The sequence below is a fragment of the Microcoleus sp. A006_D1 genome, assembly GCF_036702805.1.
Lineage (GTDB): Bacteria > Cyanobacteriota > Cyanobacteriia > Cyanobacteriales > Microcoleaceae > Microcoleus.
Genome location: NZ_JAUBVZ010000013.1, coordinates 100,456 through 120,849, shown reverse-complemented (window position 1 = coordinate 120,849; position 20,394 = coordinate 100,456). Strand labels below are relative to the sequence as shown.

General features: G+C 45.3%; 21 protein-coding genes and 2 pseudogenes. 9 read left to right on the top strand and 14 right to left on the bottom strand.

Annotated features, from left to right (window positions below):
• Window positions 1-42 precede the first annotated feature (42 nt).
• The 3 genes from QUB68_RS21800 to QUB68_RS21790 all read left to right on the top strand — a co-directional run bounded on the left by QUB68_RS21800 (window position 43) and on the right by QUB68_RS21790 (window position 3,067).
• Window positions 43-2,058, top strand: coding sequence for a calcium-binding protein (locus QUB68_RS21800; RefSeq protein ID WP_332996330.1), 2,016 nt, complete (start codon window positions 43-45; stop codon window positions 2,056-2,058).
• Between the two features lie 360 nt (window positions 2,059-2,418).
• The gene (locus QUB68_RS21795; protein WP_332996328.1) at window positions 2,419-2,802 is read left to right on the top strand and encodes a DUF6883 domain-containing protein; all 384 of its coding nucleotides are present in this window, start codon (window positions 2,419-2,421) and stop codon (window positions 2,800-2,802) included.
• 10 nt (window positions 2,803-2,812) lie between these two features.
• The gene (locus QUB68_RS21790) at window positions 2,813-3,067 is read left to right on the top strand and encodes a DUF4926 domain-containing protein (protein ID WP_332996326.1); all 255 of its coding nucleotides are present in this window, start codon (window positions 2,813-2,815) and stop codon (window positions 3,065-3,067) included.
• Window positions 3,068-3,191: 124 nt separating this feature from the next.
• Here the strand turns inward: QUB68_RS21790 and QUB68_RS21785 are convergent, their stop codons facing one another.
• The 4 genes from QUB68_RS21785 to petN form a co-directional block, all read right to left on the bottom strand.
• A complete protein-coding gene (locus QUB68_RS21785) occupies window positions 3,192-3,380 on the bottom strand; it encodes a CsbD family protein (protein ID WP_332996324.1) in 189 nt (62 codons plus the stop codon).
• Window positions 3,381-3,726: 346 nt separating this feature from the next.
• Entirely contained in the window at window positions 3,727-3,981 is a 255-nt protein-coding gene (locus QUB68_RS21780) for a DUF167 domain-containing protein (protein WP_332996322.1), read from the bottom strand.
• A 46-nt stretch (window positions 3,982-4,027) separates the two neighbouring features.
• Entirely contained in the window at window positions 4,028-4,621 is a 594-nt protein-coding gene (locus tag QUB68_RS21775) for a DJ-1/PfpI family protein (RefSeq protein WP_332996320.1), read from the bottom strand.
• A gap of 155 nt (window positions 4,622-4,776) precedes the next feature.
• Window positions 4,777-4,866: a cytochrome b6-f complex subunit PetN gene (gene petN, locus QUB68_RS21770; protein ID WP_071883976.1), complete on the bottom strand. Its 90-nt coding sequence runs from the start codon at window positions 4,864-4,866 to the stop codon at window positions 4,777-4,779.
• 82 nt (window positions 4,867-4,948) lie between these two features.
• On the opposite strand from petN, the gene QUB68_RS21765 reads away from it, so the two are divergent.
• Window positions 4,949-5,449 (top strand): hypothetical protein, encoded by a 501-nt coding sequence (locus QUB68_RS21765; RefSeq protein ID WP_332996318.1) that lies wholly within the window; start codon window positions 4,949-4,951, stop codon window positions 5,447-5,449.
• Between the two features lie 76 nt (window positions 5,450-5,525).
• Here the strand turns inward: QUB68_RS21765 and QUB68_RS21760 are convergent, their stop codons facing one another.
• From QUB68_RS21760 to QUB68_RS29990, 7 genes and pseudogenes are all read right to left on the bottom strand, one after another.
• A complete protein-coding gene (locus QUB68_RS21760; protein WP_332996316.1) occupies window positions 5,526-6,203 on the bottom strand; it encodes an SDR family oxidoreductase in 678 nt (225 codons plus the stop codon).
• Window positions 6,204-6,255: 52 nt separating this feature from the next.
• Window positions 6,256-6,867, bottom strand: a complete 612-nt coding sequence (locus tag QUB68_RS21755) for a class I SAM-dependent methyltransferase (protein ID WP_332996314.1) — start codon at window positions 6,865-6,867, stop codon at window positions 6,256-6,258.
• Window positions 6,868-6,995: 128 nt separating this feature from the next.
• On the bottom strand, window positions 6,996-8,123 hold the full coding sequence (bioB, locus tag QUB68_RS21750; protein WP_332996312.1) for a biotin synthase BioB: 1,128 nt from the start codon (window positions 8,121-8,123) through the stop codon (window positions 6,996-6,998).
• Window positions 8,124-8,140: 17 nt separating this feature from the next.
• Window positions 8,141-9,445, bottom strand: a complete 1,305-nt coding sequence (gene bioA, locus QUB68_RS21745) for an adenosylmethionine--8-amino-7-oxononanoate transaminase (protein WP_332996311.1) — start codon at window positions 9,443-9,445, stop codon at window positions 8,141-8,143.
• A gap of 168 nt (window positions 9,446-9,613) precedes the next feature.
• Window positions 9,614-11,107, bottom strand: a complete 1,494-nt coding sequence (locus QUB68_RS21740) for an adenylate/guanylate cyclase domain-containing protein (RefSeq protein WP_332996310.1) — start codon at window positions 11,105-11,107, stop codon at window positions 9,614-9,616.
• A gap of 329 nt (window positions 11,108-11,436) precedes the next feature.
• Window positions 11,437-12,153: pseudogene (locus QUB68_RS29995) on the bottom strand (adenylate/guanylate cyclase domain-containing protein); the annotation flags it as partial.
• A 138-nt stretch (window positions 12,154-12,291) separates the two neighbouring features.
• A pseudogene (locus QUB68_RS29990) lies at window positions 12,292-12,792 on the bottom strand (Tll0287-like domain-containing protein); the annotation flags it as partial.
• Between the two features lie 400 nt (window positions 12,793-13,192).
• Between QUB68_RS29990 and QUB68_RS21730 the strand changes: the two are divergent.
• Window positions 13,193-13,942, top strand: coding sequence for a class I SAM-dependent methyltransferase (locus QUB68_RS21730; RefSeq protein ID WP_332996307.1), 750 nt, complete (start codon window positions 13,193-13,195; stop codon window positions 13,940-13,942).
• A gap of 206 nt (window positions 13,943-14,148) precedes the next feature.
• Complete coding sequence (locus QUB68_RS21725; RefSeq protein ID WP_332996305.1) at window positions 14,149-15,507, top strand: FAD-binding oxidoreductase; 1,359 nt, start codon at window positions 14,149-14,151, stop codon at window positions 15,505-15,507.
• Window positions 15,508-15,660: 153 nt separating this feature from the next.
• Here QUB68_RS21725 and QUB68_RS21720 read toward each other — a convergent pair whose 3' ends face one another.
• Together QUB68_RS21720 and QUB68_RS21715 are read right to left on the bottom strand one after the other, a co-directional pair.
• A complete protein-coding gene (locus QUB68_RS21720; protein WP_332996303.1) occupies window positions 15,661-16,050 on the bottom strand; it encodes a hypothetical protein in 390 nt (129 codons plus the stop codon).
• 346 nt (window positions 16,051-16,396) lie between these two features.
• Window positions 16,397-17,287, bottom strand: coding sequence for an ABC transporter permease (locus QUB68_RS21715; RefSeq protein WP_332996301.1), 891 nt, complete (start codon window positions 17,285-17,287; stop codon window positions 16,397-16,399).
• A gap of 222 nt (window positions 17,288-17,509) precedes the next feature.
• Between QUB68_RS21715 and QUB68_RS21710 the strand changes: the two genes are divergently transcribed.
• Together QUB68_RS21710 and QUB68_RS21705 are read left to right on the top strand one after the other, a co-directional pair.
• The gene (locus QUB68_RS21710) at window positions 17,510-17,884 is read left to right on the top strand and encodes a hypothetical protein (protein ID WP_332996300.1); all 375 of its coding nucleotides are present in this window, start codon (window positions 17,510-17,512) and stop codon (window positions 17,882-17,884) included.
• Entirely contained in the window at window positions 17,881-18,102 is a 222-nt protein-coding gene (locus QUB68_RS21705; RefSeq protein WP_332996298.1) for a hypothetical protein, read from the top strand. The genes QUB68_RS21710 and QUB68_RS21705 overlap by 4 nt, the downstream gene beginning before the upstream one ends.
• 45 nt (window positions 18,103-18,147) lie before the next feature.
• Here the strand turns inward: QUB68_RS21705 and QUB68_RS21700 are convergent, their stop codons facing one another.
• Window positions 18,148-19,224 carry a hypothetical protein gene (locus QUB68_RS21700; protein WP_332996296.1) on the bottom strand — a complete coding sequence of 359 codons (1,077 nt, stop codon included), beginning with the start codon at window positions 19,222-19,224 and terminating at the stop codon, window positions 18,148-18,150.
• Window positions 19,225-19,612: 388 nt separating this feature from the next.
• Between QUB68_RS21700 and QUB68_RS21695 the strand changes: the two genes are divergently transcribed.
• Window positions 19,613-20,230 carry a Uma2 family endonuclease gene (locus tag QUB68_RS21695; RefSeq protein ID WP_332996294.1) on the top strand — a complete coding sequence of 206 codons (618 nt, stop codon included), beginning with the start codon at window positions 19,613-19,615 and terminating at the stop codon, window positions 20,228-20,230.
• Window positions 20,231-20,394 lie beyond the last annotated feature (164 nt).

Below are 20,394 nucleotides of genomic sequence, written 5' to 3'. Positions count from 1 at the left end.
CGCACAAGCGATGACCAACAAGAAGTAGAGGAGTGAAGCTGTATGACAACGTTAACTGACAATGCTGATCAAATTAGTTTAAATACTCCGGGACTGGGCCCGGATACAATCTTCGCCGGAGCGGGGGCGGATTTAATTACAACTTCCACCCTCGGCGGCAGTTTAATATTTGGCCAAGGCGATAACGATACTCTGATTTCCGTCGGCCCCAACGATACCCTAGTGGGCGGCAACGACGAAGATTCATTAGTAGGCCAGCGCGAGCGGGTTTTGCTGTTTGGCGACGCAGGCAATGACACCCTAGTCGCTCAAGCCCGCAATGCGACGCTGTTCGGCGGTTTGGGAGATGACTTGCTCCAAGGTACAGTCGATGCAAACCTCATGTTTGGTAATGAGGGCAGCGATACGATGCTCGGAGGCGGGCTCGGAAGAGACTCGCTCTACGGCGGCAAGGGCAATGACTCCCTCGGCTTCTTCATCGCAGGCGGCGGCAACAACCTCCGTCTGGCGATCGGCGCAAACGCTGGTGGCAATGCAGGCAGCAACTTCTTACGCGGCGACTTGGGCGACGACTACATTGTAGGTATCAATCAGAAAGATACTCTGTTCGGCGGTAGAGGCAACGACACACTGTACGGTGTGGCCAGCAACAGCTATCTGTCCGGCGATAATGACAACGATACCTTAGTCATTACCAACACTAGCCAACCGAACCAGTTTGCTCAAGGCAGCTTCGTCACGATCGGCATTGAGAAAACCACCTTGCTCGGCGGTGCCGGCAACGATTCTCTCGTCGGCGGTATCGGCGAGTTTGGTGCCGGCAAAAACTTGTTTGACGGCGGCGACGGCAACGATACGATCAGGGTTTTTGCTACGCAGGATACTGCGCTGGGAGGTGCCGGCGACGACTTCATCACGTCAGGGACGACGCCGCAAAATTTAACTTTGAGCGGAGGTGCCCAGAGTTCATTTGGAGGCTTCGCGGGTCGCAACTTGCTCGACGGTGGCGAGGGCAATGACACGATCGTGTCAGGTTTTGCGAGCGATACAATGATCGGCGGCGCAGGCAATGACACCTTGAGCGGCATCTTTAATCAAGCCTTCGGTGGAGATGGCAACGATACGATCGATGCCACTGCCATCATTTTTAATCTCGCTACTAGCACTACTACTACGCAGGTTACTCTCGACGGCGGCCTGGGTGACGATCTGTTACTTGGCAACACCAGCACTAATCTTAGTGCCACCGGCTCCGTCACCAACTTCATGAACGGTGGTGAAGGGAATGATACGATCGTGTTTGGTAGCAGGCGCGATCGATTGATTGGCTCATTTGGTGGTAACGACATTATCTCCTACGCTACCAGTGTCAACTTTGCTGGTGTTACATCGACAAACCTGATTACCGATACCTTAGGCAGCAACTTCATCACTGGTGGCAACGGCAATGACTCCATCACGACCGGTGCTGGCGACGACATCCTGTTCGGCGGCCCCACCAGTCTGATTACCCCAGGAGTTGACGGAAACGATACCTTAAATGCCGGTGCCGGAAACGACACGCTGTTGGGCGGCTTTGGAGAGGACTATTTGCTCGGAGGAGACGGCAACGACTCTCTCGGCGGCGGGCCTGGTGCAGACACGCTGATTGGCGGCTCTGGCAATGACAGCTTCTACTACGACAACTTCGGCGAGGGTCGAGATATCCTCACCGGCGGCGGCTTTGGTACCAAACCAGACCAAATCGGTGACTTTAAACAACAAGGCGAAGACAAGATAGTCTTGAATAGTATTAACTTCGGATTTGGTCAAGTAGGTGGCCCGAGCCGACTAGGTTCCGCACAGTTCTTAGTGCTTGACAGCGAGTCCTACGATGGCCGGGGTGGTCGAAATAATGCCATTTCACCAGTGGTTATTTATGAAAATCGACTTGGCGCAGACGATAATACAGGTCGCTTACTGTACGATCCTGACGGTGCTGGACCGCAGTCATTCGTTGTACTGGCAAACCTCAATGGCAGACCAAGCTTGACGACTAATGATATTGTGCTGATTTAATTTAGGTAGCAGCGGTTGCGGTGGGTTTGGAAAAAGCCATCGCCCGCGCCAACTCTAAAAATTAATTGTGCAATGTTTGGAGCTAGGGATATGAATCCCTAGCTTTTTTATTGGCATGGGGAATTGGGCCTTGATAGCATTGGCATTGAAAGGAAGGGCAGATTCACTGATCGATTTTGCCACCCATCAATAATGTTGATAAACCAGCCCCCCAACTCAAAGATGATATATAGCAGTGGACAGTTGACAGTGGACAGTTGACAGTTGCAGAATCAGGAAATCAAACCGTTTAGGCTATGGGTTAGGAGGCTCTATTCATGGGGGTTGGGCGGGAGAGCCCGCCCTGAATATACAATTTAAATGCGCGACAGCTTATTCTCTTTTGTCCTTCAAAAAAAGTTATTAATAGTGAAACTGCCCAATGGTCATCTAGCAGATTTAGGCAATAAAATAGAAGAATATTCTCTAAATCCGAATCACCAAGAAGGAAAAAATAAAGCTATTTTGTTTGCCAGTAAGTTAGGCATTACCATAGAAAATGCTGAAATGCTCAAACAGGCTTTAAAAGAATCTGCTATCAACGAAGATGTTGTTATTCAAAAAAACAATGAATACGGAACACATTACAACATGAAATTCTGGCTGAAAACCGCAGTAGGTGAATCTCTGATTCTGGCAGCTTGGATCGTCCGCTCCGGTGAAAGTTTCCCCAGATTAACAAGTTGTTATCCCGTAAAAAAGTGAGGTAAAAATAATGAAAACAATTAAAGACCTAGATATTGTTGCTTTAACAGAAGATTTAGAAGCAACCCATTTTGAAACAAAACAAATTATTAAATTATCTAAAGGACAAGTCGGAACAGTGGTGATGGAATTTGATGGCAGTGCTTTTGAGGTAGAATTTTCTCATCAAGATGGCACAACTTATGCAATGGAAACAATTCCCGCCACAAAATTAATGCTTTTACACTATGAGTTAGTAGAATCTGTAGGGGCGGTTGGCCGATGAATTTTGCCACCAAGAATCTTGATAACCTTCAAAAAGTATCTCTAAAAAAAATCCCACAAACTGTGTGTTTGCGGGATTGAGTAGGCAGGAAAATTTTACCAAATACTGTGACTAGGCTCTGTGACTAGGCTCTGTCTACGATCTCTTTGGCTTTATCTTTGAGGTCTTCTTTCATGTGAATTGCTGAGGCTTCGTCCTGCTTGGCTTGACCTTCTAATTTATCTTTTTGATCGCCTGTAACTTCGCTCACAGCTTCTTGGATTTTGCCTTCAATATTCTTAGCTGTTGCTTCGACTCTATTTTCAATGCTCATTATTTTTTATTCTAACCCTACAACTACTAAGATAGGATTTTCTAGTTGAGTCTGAATCCATCTTTAGATAGATTTGTTGTTAATACCGATTGTGAAAAAGGCGAGCATCAGTAGGGAAACGGCATTGCCCATTAGTCTCAACTTAACGTCAAACGTAGTGCCGGTCTTCTGTCTGGCGATTAGGGCCCGATCCCCCCTAGCCACCATGATAGTCGGGGGGGGACAAGACTCTTCTCAAAGTCCCCCTTCTTAAGGGGGATTTAGGGGGATCTGGCAAGAGGCTATAAACGAGAGATACAAAGGTTTTCAGGCTCAAGTTGACACGGCTTTGGGCCGTGCCGTTTCCCTACTTTTGGGAATTGGTGTAAGTTGCAGGTTCGATCGCAACTTCGACAAGTTTATGTTTGGAGGACAAACCGGATTTAATGCCGATCGCAGATTTAGGCACTTTAAGCTTTTTCGCCAACAGCACGATTAATTCTTTATTGGCTTTTCCATCGACTGGCGGCGATTTGAGACGTACTGTGAGGCTGCCGTCGGGTTGCTCTTCGATGCTTTGCTGCTTGGAATTTGGCTTAACTTTGACGGTGAAAATTTTCATTTGACTAATAACTAATAACCAATAACCAATAACCAATAACCAATAACTAATCACTATCTGAATGTTCGATCTTTGTCCCCAAAACCTTCAGAAATTCAGCCAGCCAATTAGGATGAGCAGGCCACGCGGGGGCTGTGACTAAGTTGCCATCGACTACAGCTTCGGTAACGGGAACTTCGGTATATTTGCCGCCAGCGCGGAGGATATCGGGGCTGCAAGCTGGGTATGCGGTGCAGCGTTTGCCTTCGAGTACGCCCGCAGCGGTGAGGACTTGCAAGCCGTGACAAATAGATGCGATCGGCTTTTTGCTGTTAGCAAAGTAACGGGTAATTTGCAGCACTTTGTGGTTGAGGCGGATGTATTCTGCGGCCCGTCCTCCGGGGATAATTAAAGCATCGTAATCGGCGGCCTTAATGTCGTCAAAAGTTGCGTTTAAAGTGAAGTTGTGACCGGGTTTTTCGCTGTAGGTTTGGTCGCCTTCAAAGTCGTGAATTGCGGTGCGAATTGTTTGACCTGCGACTTTATCCGGGCAGACTGCATGGACGGTGTGACCTACCATTTGCAGTGCTTGGAATGGTACCATTACTTCGTAGTCTTCTACAAAGTCGCCGACTAACATTAATATTTTTTTGGCTGTCATGTTTTGAATTAAGCGGTTGAAACCGCGTCTACACAAACAAAACCCGCCTCCGCGGGTTGAAGAACGGGCGGTGAAAATTATTTTATTGTTTTCAGTCCGCGGAGGCGGACATCGTTCGTGTAGACGCGGTTTTAACCGTACGTCTGATCTGGACTCTAGAAACCGTTGCGTCCCCAAATTACCATCGAAATTGAGAAGGAGAACAAAACTAGCACCGAAACCCAACCGAGTGACAAAATATCCATAGCTATTTATTGAATGAACTGTACAAAGTGACTTCAAACCTTATGATAAGTCAATTTGAGCCATTTTTGAAGTGAGGGCGCTGTGAAGGATTCGTCAAATTTTAGCCACGCTGAACGGGTAGAATCTTTGAAAGCAGGGAGTGTTGCTGCTTTGTCTTGTTTGCTTGGTTTTGGGGCGATCGCCCTTGTTAACAGCTTAATTCTGGCTCATAGGTGGGATTCTCTGGCGAGTTTGGAGGTAAGGGCAATTGACCTAAATTTTGCTTTCAGAGGAGTGATGGCGCTTTTGGGCGGTTTTTTGTTCGGCGTGACTTACCGCTACGCTATCCGCCGCGATACTAACCCGCAGCTTAAATCTGGGGTAGTGTTGGCTTTTGGGCTGGTGCGCGCTTTTGGACAGTTGGATGCTGGATTGTCTTTTGAGGCTGGACTTTCTTTTGATGCGGGCAAGATGCCCGCCCCACGGGAGTTGTTGCCGTTTGCGGTGGTTGGTGTCGAGAGTGTGGTATTGTTTGCGATCGCGGGTTTGGTGTTGGATTGGGCGATTAGGCGATCGTTGATTAAACCTTTTGGATGTTTGTAGTGAGGACTTTAGTCCTCAGATTGGAAGAGGACTAAAGTCCTCACTACGAACCATTTTTATGGTGAAGTTTGGATATTTAACTGAAAGTTAATACCTCATATTCTAGATTGCCGTAAACCATTTGCTTGTCTACCGCCGACAAAACTTTATTATTAGCAGCATCAGAAACTAAACACTGACAAACTAACTGCGCGACATCCGCCCGGTGAATTGTTCCCGCAATTCGACAATCTTCTGTTAAAACACCATTGCCCGTTGCCGGTTCCGATTTCAGTCCGCCCGGACGAATCACAGTATAAATCATCCCGCTTGCTATCAAATGATTTTCAGCTTTTTCCTTTTCAATTAATACGGGGCGCAAAGTTTCTAAAGCTTGCGGCGGTAACGCGCTGGCAGTGTTACCGCTACCGATAGATGAGACTAAAATAAACTTTTGCACGCCTGCTTTGACAGCCGCATCAATCAAGTTTTTGTTGCCAAAATAATCGGCTCTTTCCCCATCTTTTGGCAAGCCGCCAACGGTGCTGATTACGGCATGGATTGGTTCGCCGCCAGCCATCGCAGCTTCGACAGCCGCAGTGTCCAAAGCGTCGCCAGTCATGACTTTAATGCCCATTGCTTCTAATTCGGTGGAGTTGGCGGGCGATCGCAAAAGTGCAGTTACTTGCATATTTTGTGCTACCAGACATTTCGCGATTTCTAAGCCAACGCCTCGACTAGCACCCGCTAAAAAGATATGCAATTTCTCTGTCATTATTTAGTACCTGAAATTCACAACAATTTTTATTATACTCCGACATATCGCCCTAGATTTTCTTACCCACCATTACCACCCAAGATTGATCCTCGCGCGGCAAACCGGGCGGGCGATAGTAGTGATTCACAATTGCAAATCCCGCTTGTTCCAAACAAGGCGCTAAAGTTTCATACTCCCATCCCGCAGTATAGCGTTTTCCCGTCGGTCGCTCGTCGTATCCCTCCCAATTTCCCCGGCACATTGACATGACAATTACACCGCCAACCACTAAGGCTTTGTGCAAATCTTGCAGCACTTTCACCATTTTGTCGCTGGGAATGTGAATCATGGAAGCATTGGCGAAAATACCGTCAAATTCTGCCTTTGGTAAGTCGAGTTCCAGAAAAGATTGCTGCAAAACTTCGCAGCCGGATAACTTCTTTGCTATTTCTACAAAAGCCGGAGTTGCATCTAAGCCTACAACTGTATGTCCTTGGCTTTTAAACGCTACTAAATCTCGTCCCGGGCCGCATCCTATATCGAGAATTTTACCGGGATTGCGGGGCATGGCAGCGGTCAGTGCATCGCGATTTTGGGATACGTCGTGGTGCCATGTTCCTTCTCGGAAAGATTCGGCGGTTGCTTGGTATTCTGCGATCGTGATTTCTTCGCGTTTGTCCATAATTTCCCCTATTGTATTATTTGATATTGATTCATTCAAGAAGACCGGGCGAATGGAATTCGCGTCTACACAGACAAAACCCGCCTCCGCGGGTTGAAGAATTGGCGGTGAAAATTAGGTGATCTTCTTTAGTCCGCGGAGGCGGACATCGTTTGTGTAGACGCGGTTTCAACCGCCGTCTTATCTTCAACCCCTCTGAGCTCGGGTTTTGTTTGTGTAGACGCGGTTTCAACCGCCGTCTTATCTTCGGGGGATTCGATCGCAAATCCCTGATTTTCGGGGGATTCGATCGCAAATCCCGCATCTCGAATCATATCCCAATCTTGATTTGCCGTTTGTCCGGGAGTTGTGAGATAATCGCCAACAAAGATCGAATTAGCAGGGTACAGTCCCAGAGGTTGCATCGATCGCAAATGCACCTCTCGTCCCCCAGCAATCCGAATTTCTTGGCTGGGAAGCAAAAATCGGAACAAACAGAGAATTCGCAAACATTGGCGCGGATTTAAGCGATTAACGTCTGCAAAGGGCGTTCCGGGGATTGGAATGAAAAAGTTGACTGGCACGCTCGTAACGCCCAAATTCCGCAACGACAGCGCTAAATCGATCGCATCATCATCCGATTCGCCCATCCCCAATATTCCGCCGGAACAAGTGGTGATTCCCGCTGCTTTGACGTTTTCGACGGTTTCTGTGCGATCGGCAAAAGTATGAGTTGTGCAAATCTCCGTGTGGTATGATTCGGAAGTGTTGAGATTGTGATTTACGCGATCGACTCCAGCCTTTGCCAAACGGTGAGTTTGCTCCTCGGTCAACAACCCCAAACAAGCGCAAATTTTCAGGTTATGATTTGCCTTGACGGTTTCTACAGCATCCAAAACGCGATCGAAAGTAGATGCGCTAGGTTGGCGGCCAGAAATTACCAAACAAAACGTACCAGCTTTTAAATCTGCGGCGCGTTGGGCCGCATCTAGAATTTTCTCCTTAGCTAAAAGCGGATATTTTTCAATTTCCGCAGTCGAAATTTTGGACTGAGAACAATAATGGCAATCTTCAGGACAAAGGCCACTTTGAGCGTTTAACAAATAGTGCAACCTGACGCGGTTTCCCCAGTAGTGGCGGCGCACCCGATAAGCTGCGTTTAGTTGTTCCAGCAAAACCTCATCCGGCGCGCGCAATACAGCTAAAGATTGCTCGCGAGATAGACATTTTCCCGCCAGCGCGTCGTCAGCCAAATCGTTCCAATTGGGTAAATTCATTACTAAAAATAAAGGGTTTACAGAGTATCCAAAACCTGACGAATCACCCGATAAATCGATTCTAATTCATCAGGAGAAATGCAGTAGGGAGGCATCACATAGAGAGTGTTTCCCAAGGGGCGGAGCAAAAAGCCCGCTTCGAGAAATCGCGCTTTCAATACAGGGCCGATGTTATTAAAATAACCGGAAACGCCTTCGGTTTTCACATCCATTGCTGCGATGGTTCCGCAAGTCCGAATCCGTTCGAGTTTAGGATGATCTCTCAGCCATTGATTCAGGTATTTATGGTGCAGTTTTTCCATCCCTTCATACATATTTGGGTTTTGCTCCAAAAGCTCCAGGGATGCTACACTCACCGCACAAGCTAAAGGATTTCCGGTGTAAGAATGACCGTGAAAAAAAGCTTTGTCCGATTCATCTCGCCAGAAAGCTTGATAAATATCCTCCGATGCCATTGTGACAGAAAGTGGCAAGCAGCCGCCAGACAATCCCTTAGACAAACACAGAATATCCGGTGCAGTTGCAGATTTAAGCGAAGCAAACAGTTCGCCCGTGCGCCCAAAACCAGTCATTACTTCATCGTAAATCAACAATACATTATATTGGCGGGCCATTTGTGCGATCGCCCGCAAAAACTCAGGGCGGCACATTCGCATTCCAGCAGAACCTTGCACCAAAGGTTCGATAAAAATTCCCGCATAGCCCTTTCCATGCTTCAACAAAGACTCCAGTTTCTCCAAACTCACCGCCTCCTTGCTTTCCACCTCCTCATCGCCATCAAAAGTCGCAGGAAAAGGCACAACATCCCCAGGAAACATTAGAGGTGCAAAAGGTTCCCACCACAGCGAACTTCTGCCAGCAGACATCGCACCGACAGTATCACCGTGATAACCTCCCTCAAAACTAATAAAGCTAGTGCGATTAGTTTCTCCGAGATTTAGCCAATATTGAAAAGCCATTTTCAGAGCAACTTCAACAGCAGTCGAACCATTGTCAGAAAAGAAAATCCGCGTCAAAGAAGCAGGCGTATGAGTTATTAATTTATCAGCAAGTTTCTGTGCAGGTTCGTGAGTAAATCCCGCAAAAATGACGTGTTCTAACTTTTTGGCTTGTTCGTAAAGAGCCTCAGCCAGAACCGGATGACTGTGCCCATGAATCGTCACCCACCAACTAGAAATACAGTCACGAATTTGTCGCCCATCTTCTAGTTCCAGCAGCGATCCTTTACCGCTAATTACCTTCAGCGGCGGGGGAGCAGTTTTCATTTGCGTGAAGGGCTGCCAAATTGGTGAACTCGAAGAATTATCTTTCTGACTTGTCATCACTTCGGCTTCTTAGCTAATCTTAACTTGCATTCCAATAGAGCAATTATAACTCAAATGTCAACCTTTAATCTCTTCTTCTTTCTTCTTCTCATTTCTTCCTTCGCGTCCTTAGCGTCTAAGCGCTTCGCGCAGGCTACGCCAACGCGGTTCATTAACAAAAAAAATCTAATTTGGTGCTCCGGGCGGCTGCGCTGCAACCTCTGCCGCCATATCGGGGGATTCCGGGCGATAGTTAAATTTGTCACTTAACTTTTTTCTGCCAATCAGCAAATAAGTCGTCATTGCTCCTTTACCTTTAACATTGATTTTACCGCGCTTTTCCAACACATACTTATCGCACAGCAACTCATAAGTTGATTTGCTAACTTGAATTTTACCAGGAAGTCCCTGAGATTCCATCCGGCTGGCTGTATTCACAGCATCTCCCCACAAATCGTAAATAAACTTTTTAGTGCCGATGACACCTGCTACAACAGGCCCAGTATTAATCCCAATGCGGATCTGGAGAGGTGCACCGCATTCGTCGCGAAATTTCATAATTTCTTGCTGCATTTCGATCGCCATTTCGGCAATAGATTCTGCATGATTTGCGCAGGGAAGTGGCAAACCGCCTGCTACCATATAATTGTCGCCGATCGTCTTAATTTTTTCTAAGCCGTATTTTTCGCTTAAGCGATCGAAAGCTGAAAATATTTTGTTCAGCAATTCGACTAATTCTACCGGAGACGTGCGGGAGGAGATTTCGGTAAAGCCCACAATGTCCGCAAACAGCACCGTCACCTCGGCAAATCCGTCTGCGATATTTATCTGGCCTTGTTTTAGGCGATCGGCAATCATTTCCGGTAAGATATTGAGCAATAAACGTTCCGACTTTTCTTGTTCGGCGCGCAATATTTCCTCAGCTTGTTTCCGCTGTGCGATTTCCTTGTATACTCGGTGAAACATTTGATTGAATGCGACCATGACTTCTCCCAACTCGTCATCGCGCTTGACAGATAAAGAGTAGAAATCAGGTTTTTCTCGATCTTTGCTCAAAGCGACTCCCGCAGCGATCAAGTCATCGCGCAGTCTCAAGATAGGTGCAATTACTGTCACTCCCAAAAAAAGCATAGTCACCGAAGTGACAAAGGCTGATATAATGATGACTAGAATAGCAATGCGCCCGATAAATGCGTTGAGTTCCGGTTGAACAGTAGAAGCATCATGCCGAACAATTAACGTATAATCGCCTCCCAAATGTCGCTCAGTCCAAGCAATATCGTAGCGCTTTTCATCCAAACTTTTTTGACTAACTATACGAGAAACTTTTAGTTTATGCAAATCAATTGTTGGCGGTTCGCCAAGTGTATATATTAGCTGACCGTCAGCTTGATAAATAGATACTCCTAACACTACTTGAGAATCCTTAGTAATATTTTTTACTTGTTCTTCCAAGACAGTGCGATCGTAGATATCTTGTTTAAGTAAAACCTCTAGGGAATCAACAGTCGCCCGAGATACCTGTTCCAGTTGACTTAAAAGTTCATTTTCGCGCCTAAAATAAGAGGGAACTAAAATAATTCCCTCGATGACAAGAATGCTAGCAAATACCCACAAAGCTATTTGCCTAGACAAACGAGATTTGAAAAAACCCAAGAATGATAAAATCCGCGCTGACATAAAATTTACTATTGTGCAAATGGCTAATCTAAGATACCGGAAAAAAAAACTCGGTTTCTCGTAATAAATTTGGGGTTGGTCAACGAAGCAACCGCGCCGAAACCAGGTTTCTCACATCCCTGTGTAATTCCTGTAATTGTCAGATAAGACGGCGGTTGAAACCGCGCCTAGACAAACTTTCGTCCGCCTCCGCGGACTGAAGAAAGAAGATAACGTAATTTTAACCGCCCGCTCTTCAACCCGCTTGGAGTGGGTTTTGTTTGTGTAGAAGCGGTTTCAACCGCCCGGTCTTCTTATCTAGCAGACTCCTTAATCTAATGATAAACAAATTAAACCAAAACTGCGCTAACTAACCTGCCTGCAAGCAAATAAGTATTCATATCGCCCTTGCCTTTGACATGGATAATTCCTCTGTCTTCAAACAAATACTTATTTTGCAAGATATCGTAAGTTGATTTTGTGACTTGAATCGCGCCGGCAATTCCGTGGGATTCCATGCGGGCTGCTGTATTGACAGCATCGCCCCAAAGGTCGTAAATGAATTTTTTGGTGCCAATAACTCCCGCAATCGCAGGCCCGGTATTGATGCCGATGCGAATGTTAATTCCTGCATGATGTTTGGCATTAAATTTTGCTAATTCCTCCTGCATATCTAAGGCCATTTCGGCAATGCTTTCGGCGTGGTTGGTGCTGGGATTTGGCAAACCTCCCACTACCATATAAGCATCTCCAATTGTTTTAATTTTTTCTAAGCCGTACTTTTCCGTCAGAGCATCGAAGGCTGAAAAAATTTCGTTGAGAAAAACGAGCAATTCTTCAGGAGATATTTGTGATGAAAGCACGGTAAAGCCTACGATATCCGCAAACAAAATCGTGACTTCTGCAAAGCCGTCAGCAATACTGCTTTGACCGTCTTTTAACCTAGCAGCAATGGATTCGGGTAAAATATTGAGCAGCAGGCGATCGCTCTTTTCCTGTTCTTTCAATAATTCTACATTAGTTTCTTGCAATTGTGCCGTGCGTTCCCTGACGCGCTGTTCTAATTGTTTAGCATTTTGGCGCAACCGACTGATAGATAAAGTTAATCCTGTGATGCCTAAAATCGAAATTCCTGCTAACAGCAAAAACAGGTTTTTAAGTCCGCCGCGAGTTTTTTTAGTGATGGTTTCTAGAGGTTGAGTAATTTCTAATATCCCGCGCACATCTCCCACTTTCCAGTCTTTTTTAGGACTGTCGCGGTTAGTGTTGTGACAGTTAACGCAGCTAGGAGTGAGAATATCGGCCTCGGCATATCGAAATGCTGGCTTGCCGCGAAAATCCTCGCTGCGGAAAAAATTTTCTGTCGGATTTTGCGTCAAATAGGTAATAGCTTGCCGTTCAAAATCGTCTCGGGCTCCGCCTTCTTCTCGCCGCCAAGGAAACGGGTAGTCGCTGTAGAGACGAACTGATACTTCGGGATTTATGTTATTGATATGGTTGCCGAGTTCTATTAAGAAGGTGGCCGGTACGGGAACTGTTACTTTTGTCGGGTTGTAGTCGTGGGTGAAATTAATCGCTTTAGCGGCGTTGAGAGGACTAACAACATCGGAACTGTAAAGAGTACGGGCTTCTTTAATCGCTTGGGCGTAGAGGGAGGCATTTTGGAGCGCTTGCGATGCAATTAGGCTGGAGGAAAGACGAGACATATTTGCCATCGCTACTCCTACGCCTACACAAAATAAAATTGTCACTGCAAGCAGAATTCGCTTGTAAATTAATTGGCTGATGGCAGCCCGACTGCTAGAAATCAACTGGCGCATGGTATCCTCAAGTGTGAGGTTTAATCTTGATTTTATGCACTACTAACATAACACTGCTTTTTCAGACTGTTTTGCTGACGCCTGGGGTAAAGCAAGACTGGACAGTGCAAGGGATGGTTAATTATGGTTTACCGCGAGTCTTTCCCTTGTCCGTAAAGTACGCATAACTTTATAGCGTTTTTCAGTTGAGATATCGGCTAAGGACACGGCAGTGCCGTGTCCCTACTTCGCGCATTTTTGGCTCTATTTGGGTTAGGATAGCGATTGTAGTCTATGATTGGCGATCGTGAATTCTGAATCTACTTCCTCACCTGCGCGCAACGAAATTTTTCCGGGAGAAGTTTTCGTCAATACTGCGGATTTTGATACTGGGATTCGGCGACTTTTACCTAAATATGACGAAATGCTGGATGTATTAGCAGGCTGCATTGCTAGCAACCACCACCGCATTTTAGAACTCGGATGCGGTACGGGGGAACTTACTTTAAAAGTTCTTGAATGCTATCCGTCTGCGGAAATAGTTTCTGTGGATTACTCGCCGCGAATGCTTGATTTTGCCCGCGCCAAAATAGAGTCGGCAGGATACGCATCTAGGTGGACTGGCATAGAATTGGATTTTGGAGAATGGGCGAACAATCCAAATTTTTCTGGCTTGGGCGATAAATTTAATGCTGGCATTTCATCTCTGGCAATTCACCATCTTGAGGACGAGATGAAGTTGAAATTGTTTCAACGGATTCGCGAAAGTTTAACTGCTGGCGGCTGTTTTTGGAATGCCGATCCTCTTTTGGCAGAATCAGCAGCAATCAAAGATATTTATCAAGCGGCGCGAGAAGATTGGGCGCTAAGTCAGGGGGAAACTTTAGCACAAGTTCGGGCGAGTGTGGGCACGAGTGTGGCTTATGGGTATTCTAATCCCGATCGCCTAGCGACACTTGCGGCACAGTTGGAAATGCTGGCCTCATCTGGATTTGAGACTGTGGCAGTTCCTTGGAAATACTATGGTATGGCGGTGTTTGGGGGATTTGTTAATTAAAAAAAAGTAGTCCTTCTTCGACACAATTATCACGTTTCAATCGACTTGTAAGGTGCGTCAGATTTATGAGGTGCGCGAAATAATTAGGGTTTCTCTCGCTCCGCACCCTACTGACTTACCGCTTAAAGAAAGATTGCAGTTAGTATTTTATGTTACTAATCTGGGCTGTGAAAAATATATAATAGTGTCAGGAGTGAGGAAACAAAATGATTGCAACCGCGATTCTAAGTATTGACTGGGATGCTTTTTGTTCGGAACTGTCGGGAATCGAAATAATTCGCGATCGCGCGCAAGTTGTCAAGCTATCTCAAGATTATTATCACTTCAGTCCTGTTTTGCAACCTATCTTAAGTGATAAAACAGGAGATTTAGTAGTTCGTCCCGCCAGCGAAGCCGAAGTTTTGCGCGTAGCAAAAGCCTGCGTCAAATCGAAGATTCCGTTGACTGTCAGAGGTGCGGGAACGGGCAATTACGGGCAGTGTATTCCTCTGAATGGCGGGGTGATTTTAGATACAACTAAAATGAACAATATCCGCTGGATCAAACCGGGTTTGGCTTGCGTAGAACCGGGGGTGAAAATGTCGGTTTTCGACAAACAAGCGCGGGAAACTGGTTGGGAATTGCGGATGGTTCCCTCAACTTACCGCACTGCAACGATTGGCGGATTTATCGGCGGCGGTAGCGGGGGAATTGGTTCGATAACTTACGGCCAGTTGCGCGATCGGGGAAACCTTCATGCTGTTCGAGTAGTTACAATGGAAGATGAGCCGCGCGCGATCGAATTGCGCGGCGATGAAGTGCAGAAAGTCAATCACGCTTACGGCACAAATGGGATTATTACTGAGTTAGAAATTCCCCTCGCCCCTGCTTATCCTTGGGCGGAAATCATTGTGGCTTTTGATGATTTTATGACATCGGCAAACTTCGGTCAAGCTTTGGGCGATGCTGACGGAATTATCAAAAAACTAATTTGTGTTTGTGCTTGGCCGATTCCTGCTTATTTTGCTGCTTTCCGCGATGCGATTCCTGAAGGGAAGCACTGCGCTTTGTTAATGGTAGCTGAATCTTGTCTGGAACCGCTGCAAGATTTGGTGCGCGAATATGGCGGCACGATTTGCTATCAAAAAAGCGCGCAAGAAGCGAGCAAAGGTGCGGCAATTGCTGAATATACTTGGAATCATACTACTCTGCACGCTCGCAGCGCTGACCCGTCTATGACTTATTTGCAGACGCTTTTCCCGGCAGATAAAGGTTTGAAATTAATTGAGGAACTGTACAATTATTATGGGGATGAGGTGATGATGCACTTGGAGTTTTTGCGGATGAACGGGAGGGCGATCGCGGCGGCTTTGCAAATAGTTCGCTACACTACAGAAGAACGGCTTAATGAAATTATTCGCTATCACGAAGAGCAAGGCGCGCTGATTGCTAATCCCCATACTTATATATTGGAAGATGGAGGGATGAAGAGTATTAATGTGGAACAGTTGCAGTTTAAAGAGTTGGTCGATCCTTATGGTTTGTTGAATCCGGGTAAAATGCGGGCGTGGTTGGAACGGGATTAAGGGCGATGGTTTGTAGTGAGGACTTCAGTCCTTCTTCAAGGTTCCATCGTTCGGACTTCAGTTTTTGATCTCGGATAAATTTAGTCAATTCGGACTAAAGTCCTGACTACAAACCTGTCAATTCGGACTAAAGTCCTGACTACAAACCGAAATTTAAGGGACAGGGGCGATAATTTCTGTAGGTGCGATCGCCCCCGGTGCAGGTACTGCTTGTTTTTCCAGCATTTGGCGCTGTTTATTGCGAAATTCTGCTGCTGCATCGTTCAAATTTTGGCGCTGTTCGCTATTGAATTCTTCGATGCTGCGGCCACCTCCCAATTGGGATCTGTGAATTAAGTCAAATATGCCGGTACCGCTGCTGCGGCCGGAAAAAGGGTCGGTGTTGTCTTTAGTTTGAAAGTCTTGCAGCGGTTGAGCATTATTATTATTTAAACCGCTGGCTTGAGCGAAGGTTACTTGAGGTGAGAAAATAGCACAGGTGGCGATCGCGCTTGCAGCAATCCGAATCATCAATTTACTTGATTTAGAAGTTTTGGTGTTCATAATTTATTAGTTTAACCTTCAAAAAAACTATTGTATCTCAACAATATTTTGATTTCCGACTAAATATCATATCACTTCGATCGGGCTAAGGACACGGCGCCGTGCCGATTGGTGTCAATTTAAGCTGCGAACGTATTCACAGACTGCTGTTTACCGCCGAGGCCCGATCTCCCTGGCGCCCCCCTTAAGAAGGGGGGGACAAGAAGCGCTCAAAGTCCCCCTTGCTTTCGGGGGATTTAGGGGGATCTAGACTTGGATACAAACCAGAGATACAAAGGGTTTTAGCCTGGTTCTTGACACGCTTTGGACACGGCGCTGTGTCCTAGAATTGACGGTGCAGATCGCCCTAAGCAAACCTGCGTCGCAGCAGTGGTTGAATGCTCAGCAGCGCCACCAAATCAAAGGCCAGCAGCACCAATAGCGCTCCTCCAAAGGTGACTGTACCCCAAGGAGCTTGCATCACGACACTGGCTAGCGACCAATCGCTGTGCAGGTACAGGTAGCGGATGGGTTCGATCGCATAACTCAGAGGATTGAGAGTGACGACAACTTGCAGCCAGTCTGGCATAAATGACAGCGGCGCGAGGGCTGTACTCGCGAATAATAGGGGCAAGTTGGTGACAAAAATCACTGCGATTAATTCTACGTGGCCGGGGAGAGCGAAGGCTAAACCGAGACTCAAACCGGTGACTCCCAAAACTAATAGTAGGACAATCAGGGCGATCGCGCCTAGTCCGGCAATTCCAGGTAATCCCGAACCCAAAAAGGCTCCCGCCGTAACGATTGTGCTTGTTTGGATAAAGCTGAGGGTGACGATGAAAATAGCCGAAGCGAGGACAATCGAAAATCTCGAAGCCAGCGGCGCGACTAATAAGCGGTTGAGAAATCCGAATTCGCGATCGAACATAATCGGTAAACCGGCATTCAGCGCCCCTGCAAATGCAGTAAACACGATCACGCCGGCGCCGAGAAATTGTCCGTAATTCTGGCTTTCGCCGAACAAGCCGGCGGGAGCATTTTTAAACAGAGCTCCGAATAAAACCAACCACATCAGCGGCTGAATGATTCCTGCAACTAGCGTCGAGGGACGGCGCTGTAGTTGAATAAACAGGCGCTTGGTTAGGGCGAGTGTTTCTTGTATAAAGTCGGCCAGCAGGGAACTGTTGGGGGGTGCAACGGCCGTTAAGGGCGATCGCTGCTGGTTGAGGTTGTTGGGGGATGTGACAGTACCGCTCATAATTGCTTGTTGATTTTGACTGTTGTGATTATTTTTACAGGAAATATGCTGAATGGGATTTTTGCAGGCTGCTTTGATTATAGGCTATTTGGAGTTGAGAGGGCGGGGGTAGCGTGTTCATCGAGTAGCTGGGATGAAAGGATAAGTTTGTGGTAAAATTAGTGAACGCTACATATTAATAATTTAGTTTCTCGACTATTAACAAGATTGGAGGATAAGTTGATGTCATCAAGTGCGATCGACACTTTGGTCGATATCATGGAATCTCTGCCGACAACTTTGCAAAATATAGTTGTTGAACACTTGCAAGAATACATTCGGCAATCTAATATTACTGTTTCTGTGAGTCCCGACGGTAAGCTGGAAATTCCGGCAGAGATTGAAAGTCAACTGAAGCCAGGGGATAAATATACAGTTACAGTTACAGCAGATAGCATTGTTTTTCAGAAGATGAAAGCAGCTTTTGATTGGGAAGAATGGCGGCGACGTAGAGACTCATTACCACCCGATCCCAATCCGATGTCAATCGAGGAGATTTGTGAAATTGTCCGAGAAGTGCGTCGCGAAAAAAAATCTGAAAGAGAGTCACAGGTATGAAAGTTGTACTGGATCAGCGTCAGAAACAAATACAGTCTAATACTCAAGTTTTAGAAATACCTTCAATTACTAAATATCCCAGCCGTCGCGAGTTTATCAAATTGCCGATAGAAGAGAGACGGCGCATTTTAGCAGAACAGGCTGAGGTGATGTTAAGTCATTACCAGGAAGATAGAGAATGGCAAGAATTACAGACAGGAGACTTAATTGACTACTAACTCTCTGTCTCCCAGGGATACGGCTTGTTCTAATTTGGCAAAGTTTTACTTACTTTCTTTTTCGCTGTTGTCCTCTTTTTTTGTGATCGCTGGTTTTGATTTGGTCACGGTCTTAGTTTTTTTGCTTTCAGTTGATGTTTTTTTAGTTGGAGTTTTTTTCTGTAAATTTGATTTTGTCTTCTTGTCTTCTTTTTGTGTTTCTTCTTTCAGTCGCATCATATCTAATAACTTTCCTCTCTGGCTAGAAAGATAAGAAATAAACCATTCTTTGAAATTTTCAAATTTTTGTGTGTCGCCAAATTCAACAATAGGAATAGTCAACAATTCTCCGTGTCTGGCAAAATATATTCCGATGTTTTCAATGGGTCTGTCATTTGGATTACTATTTACACCACCAATAAGTGACAAAATATAATACCCTAAAACTTGGTTAATATAATTTATGTCTAGTTTAAGATTTTTAGTTACTTTTATGTCAATTAGAGTATTGTCAATAATCAGGTCAGCGTCTGCACCACGAACTAAGCTTGAGCCTGCGCCAAACGTTGGATTCAAATAGCATTTCTCTTTTGCTTGGAAGTTTTTATTGTCAACAAGTGAAATGAGTGATTTTATATCTTTGATATCTTCATGGTTGTAATTGTCGAAATTTTCATCGATAAGACGTGCTCTATAAAATCCATCAAGTTTCGCAAGAAAAATTGTATTGCAAATTAATTCATCAGTGATCACTCCATTCTCAATAAAATTGTTATAATTAATTTTGGTGTCTTCATACTGGTTGGTAATAATTGCTAAAATGTCTTGTATTTTGAATACTTTGTCACGACGAAAGCCTGTCGATACTTCTTGTTTCGTTGTTGAATTTAAATGTAAACATAGCTGTTCAAACGAATCATCTGCCACCCAAAAGTCTCTTTGAATACAAGTGTCTTTATTGTGGTACTGTAAATAAAAGCGAAGTAAATAGTCAAAAGCTGTCCCAACAATTCCATAATTATTGGTTAATGGGGGTGCTTTAAGTTCCGCATTTAAATTAAAAGATGGTGTTAAAAATTCTGTCTTGAATTTGTCTCGAAGTTCTTGATTCTTTTGATCTGACAAGATTGATGTTAAACTCATAAATTGTCTTTGTTAAGTTTTATGTGAGAACATGCTTGACTAGCTGCGAGAGGCTTGCTCATTCAAATAATAACACAATCTGACGCAGCCTAGTAAATTTTATAATCCCAAACCCCAAGAGCGCTCGCCACTGTCTGATTATTTGAGAAACAGGCGATCGCTCAAATCAGCAACGAAATCGAACCTGTCTCGCTTACCCAATTGATTGCCAAATGTCAAGGGTCTCCAGCCGAATCATTTACAGCAATACAATCCCTAGAAAGACGAGGAATGATCGAAAAATTGAGCTGTGAATCTGAAACTGTTTTCACAATTCCACCTGTGTTAAAACAGTATGTTAAAATGGTTGCAGGATAGTCTTAAAAATATAGATAAATGAGAATCAACCATGACCGCAACTCCTACCCAACTTAAGCATAATCTCACTTTTAAGCAATTCATTAAGCAACTTCCAGATGAAGACGGCCGCTATGAACTTGTCAATGGAGAAATTGTCAAAATCTTACCAACAATCAGACTGCACGAAAATGTAGCTGATTTTATTGAAAATACTTTCAAAGACGAGGTGAAAAGCCTCAACCTGAATTACAGGATATCTGGCAGAATTGTAGTCAGGACTTTAACCTCAAATGGTAGAGAACAAGGCCGCCATCCTGATGTTAGTGTAGTAGATAAAACTCTCTGGGAATCACAGCCTTTCGCCCACTCTGCCATAACTGAACCGCTGCAATTAGTTGTAGAAGTTGTCTCGACAAATTGGGAAGATGATTATATCGACAAGCTGGATGAATATCAGCGTCTGGGAATTTCTGAATACTGGATTGTCGATTATTTAGCTTTGGGAAGTCGGGATTATTTGGGCAATCCCAAAGTACCTACAGTTTTTGTTTACCTGCTTGATGAAAATGGCGTTTATCAAATGACTGCTTATCGAGGAAATGAGCGAATTATCTCCCGAACTTTTCCAGAATTAGCGCTGACAGCAGAACAAGTATTGGATGTGTAAAAAAGCGATCGCCCCTTCTTCTCATCAAAAAGTGCGATCGCTCCGGGTAGGGAAACGGCACTGCCGTGTCCTTTTCACCACAACGATGTAGGGAAACGGCACTGCCGTGTCCTTTTCACCACAACGATGTAGGGAAACGGCACTGCCGTGTCCTTTTCACCACA